Genomic DNA, 3,720 nt, shown 5'->3' on the forward strand with positions numbered 1-3,720 from the left:
TAAGGCACCTAGGAAAACTTGACACATACTAAAAAAATTCCGACTTGATTTCATCGTTAAACCTATTTTCACCTGTCAATCCAAACAAGACCATAAAGGTTTGATACTCAGTTGCAATATATTTAAATCCCGCTTCTAGCGAAAAAACCTGAACTTGATGTTCGGAAATTTGAACTTTCTGTTCCAAAAATGGTTTTGCATCAACTAAAGAACTTCGAAAAAAATCTTTGACAAAATCATGAACTACTTTTTTCACAAAATCATGTTTATCAGTGTAATGAAGATAAAAGGTTCCTCGTGTGACCTTAGCCGCTTTCGTGATGCACTGTATGTTGAGACTCTCCACACTTTGTTTAGCCAGTAAGGATATAAGGGCCGTTTTTAACTGCCTTTTTGTTTTGATAACTCTTGGGTCTGATTTATTTTTCATGGAAAACCTCCACAAGCTCTAACGCTTTACAGCCACTCATTTTACGGCACCTTTTATCGAAAAACAAAGAATTAGATTTATTGCTAATATTCAAAATATTATTTAAATTAACTTCATTTTCGATGTTAGTCATTGTCGATTACTCGCCGTAATAAAATCATATCCCGAAGCCTCAACCCATTCTCAATTATCGGTTTCGCATAGTTATCACTAAAAAAATTGGTACGAATTTCAAAACATCGAAAACCCATTTTTTGATAAAGATAAAGTTGCTCAAAGCTCGTACTACCCGTACCCACGACCATTTCAGTAAATCCACTTTGTCTTGCAAAGTGAAGCACATACTTGATTAAGGTTTGTGCTAGTCCTCTATGCTGATACTTAGAATTAATTGCAATATTTTTCAGTTCAATCCTTTTGGAATTAATTGGTGTTAAAACTACAACTCCCACTAAAGATTCACCATCAGTCATCTGAAAACCTCGGCTTTTTTGTAGATAAGTTTCTACCATTGAAATCTGCGGATCAGCAGATAGTAATAATGTGTAATGCTCAGACGTATATTTTAATATTCGCTTTATTTCCATAATTTTTTCCTCTAAAACTTATCCATTTTCCGTCAATAGTTGTGTCAATGCGATCAATTTGGTCCTGATTTTGCCACTATTATCACTGAAAACTGTAAAAATTAGCAAATCTCCTGCAATAATTAACGTATCTCCACTTGGCACAATTTCATGACTACCACGTCGAATTGTGGCCAGAATGCTATCCTTAGGCCACTCAATACGCCGAACCTGCTGATCTTCAACCAAACTTTGAGCATAAACGGGAATCTGAATTTGTTCGTTACGTCCCTTAAAAATTGGTAATTGTTTAAACGTCGCTAAACGCTCGGCCAGTGATTCATAGATTGGCGCCCCATTTGTTAAATCAACAACCAAGTAAGCAACTAGCACAACGAAGGCTAACGGCATGAAGTTTCGCATACTTCCCACCAATTCAGTAATTAGCATAATTGCGGTAAATGGTGCTTTACTAATCCCAGCAAAATACGCGGCCATGCTAAAAATAATCAAATTATTAACAAAACTAAAATCAAGCAGGTGAGCACTATAAAGTACGTTTCCAACAATTGCTCCAATCAAAGCCCCAACTGCTAAAATCGGCATGAAAAAGCCACCCGCAACACCAGCACCGTAAGAAATCATTGCGAAGACAAAACGAACAACTAACAAAATCAATAAAAAGGTTAAACTTGGCATTATGGCATTACATGAGAAATATTTAAAATCACACGACTACCGCTTCCCAATGTGACTGGTAAAAATAGTCCAATTGGAATAACCAATAACATAGGAATCAAGCTTTTATAATACCAAGGAATTGTTTTAATTTTGTCAAACATCCCTGGCACTTTTAATAACCCCATCTGGTATAGGCGACTTGCTAATCCCAGAATAATTCCCAAAAGCAATAGTTGCCAATAATGACCAAGTGGAAAAATGTGATTATAACTAATTGGTAACACCGGTCCCAGCCCGAAAACATACAACGAAATAAAATTGGCACTTAACGCACTGGTTAAGGATGTAATCCAAACTAATGGTGAAAAATTATGATAAATTTCTTCCATTACAAAAAAAGTTCCAGCCAACGGCGCATTAAAAGCAGCTGCTAATCCAGCCGCAGCTCCATTAGCAATTAAAATCCGTCTTTGCGAAGCCGAATAATGTCTAGTTTCAGCTAATCCTTGACCAACCGCTGCTCCCAACTGAACAGAGGGTCCTTCACGGCCAACAAAAATACTCGTGCTCATCGTTAACACACTGGCAAAATATTTTCGCCAAATTACTGAGTGCCAGTCCATTTCCATAAATCCGGACAATTGGGCTTCTACCTGCGGAATCCCAGCACCCTTAATATTTGGATCCCCGCGCATAAGCAATCCCACTATGTAAGTCACTATAAATGCTAATATAATCAAAACTAAAATCCACCAATAATTATGAATCGCCTGTTTATAAATTTTTAGACTGAAATTACCAGCTAATTCGGCTAACCATCGAAATGAACTGACAACTAATCCCGTAATTAAGCCTACACATAAAGCTTTAAGGATAAAATTCAATCGAATATTACTAGTATGACCGTTAACAAAATGCATATTTTCTTGCTCCCTCACCTACTAATTACACGTACTTGATGCTGATACTTGTGTAATTATATATTTATAAAAAGGCCGAAAAACAACTATACCACAAACAAACCGTTAGTTGATTGGCCAATATTTAATTTTATTCTGGAGAGTAAAAAAGTCCGAGAATTCATTCTCGAACTTAAAACTTGGTTCTATTGGTTTGTCCCAACATTATTTAGCTTTTGTTGAGCCTTAGTATCCTTAATCAATTGATTATAAACTTTTTCACGGTTTGCCTTTTGTTTTGTAATCGGCTTGGCCATCAAATTTACTGCTTTGTGAAATTCAATTCCAATCGTTCCCGATAAATCATCGTCAAACCCATAATATTTTTCATAAGCTTTTTTGACTTGCCGTTTGATACTTTTGTCGTTACTAATTAAAACACCCTTTAATTGTTGTTTATCTTGTTTAGACATACCCTTACTTGCCTGTTTGTTTAATTCATCAACACTCGTATAGATTTTATCTGCTGTTTTTGGTTTTTCAGAATCAAATTTTTCCAAGGCACCTAATAATTGATTTAAGTACTTTTTGTCTGTTTGAACCTGACTGTACTTTTCTGAACTGATCACAACCGTGCCATACACTTTATTTCGGTTACAACCCGTTAGCAACAACCCTATGATGAGAAAGGGAAATAACCAGTAAATTTTCTTTTTCATGTCATCAACTTCCTTCATACTTGCTACTCTTATAATACCGAAAAATGGGTGTAAATGAAAGCATTTACGTAACTCTTTCTTTAGAATTGGCAAAGTCTCTTTAGTTTGATCATCAAAAGCAGTTAACGTTTAAAATAAATGGTGTTGACGAACATTTTTTTTTACTTTATAATCAATAACGCGGACCGGTAGCTCAGCTGGATAGAGCATCCGCCTTCTAAGCGGACGGTCGTGGGTTCGAATCCCACCCGGTTCATATAGGTACATCGCGACTTTTTTAAATAGAAATACCGTTATACTGGTATCTCTTTTTTTTACTACTAGAAAATAACCATATTTCGCACAGATTTACAAAAATTAGGACAACCCTTTTTCAATAAGAAAAGCCTCACTAAAATGGGTCTACACTTTCTGGTATTGGTGAA

Annotated in this window: 5 protein-coding genes and 1 tRNA gene; 1 reads left to right on the forward strand and 5 read right to left on the reverse strand. The window is 35.8% G+C overall.

Features of this window, described 5'->3' with window-relative positions:
* Positions 1-28: 28 nt before the first annotated feature.
* From IV84_RS09965 to IV84_RS09980, 5 genes are all read right to left on the reverse strand, one after another.
* Positions 29-430, reverse strand: a complete 402-nt coding sequence (locus IV84_RS09965) for a TetR/AcrR family transcriptional regulator (protein ID WP_056986594.1) — start codon at positions 428-430, stop codon at positions 29-31.
* A 125-nt stretch (positions 431-555) separates the two neighbouring features.
* Entirely contained in the window at positions 556-1,017 is a 462-nt protein-coding gene (locus IV84_RS09970; RefSeq protein ID WP_046872100.1) for a GNAT family N-acetyltransferase, read from the reverse strand.
* Positions 1,018-1,035: 18 nt separating this feature from the next.
* Positions 1,036-1,695 carry a chloride channel protein gene (locus tag IV84_RS11355; RefSeq protein ID WP_269084655.1) on the reverse strand — a complete coding sequence of 220 codons (660 nt, stop codon included), beginning with the start codon at positions 1,693-1,695 and terminating at the stop codon, positions 1,036-1,038.
* On the reverse strand, positions 1,695-2,597 hold the full coding sequence (locus IV84_RS11360; RefSeq protein WP_250636826.1) for a chloride channel protein: 903 nt from the start codon (positions 2,595-2,597) through the stop codon (positions 1,695-1,697). The genes IV84_RS11355 and IV84_RS11360 overlap by 1 nt, the downstream gene beginning before the upstream one ends.
* Before the next feature lie 185 nt (positions 2,598-2,782).
* Positions 2,783-3,295 (reverse strand): hypothetical protein, encoded by a 513-nt coding sequence (locus IV84_RS09980; protein WP_046872108.1) that lies wholly within the window; start codon positions 3,293-3,295, stop codon positions 2,783-2,785.
* 182 nt (positions 3,296-3,477) lie between these two features.
* On the opposite strand from IV84_RS09980, the gene IV84_RS09985 reads away from it, so the two are divergent.
* Positions 3,478-3,551: transfer RNA gene (locus IV84_RS09985), tRNA-Arg, on the forward strand.
* Positions 3,552-3,720 lie beyond the last annotated feature (169 nt).

It is taken from the genome of Pediococcus damnosus (genome assembly GCF_001437255.1).
GTDB classification, from domain to species: Bacteria; Bacillota; Bacilli; order Lactobacillales; family Lactobacillaceae; genus Pediococcus; species Pediococcus damnosus.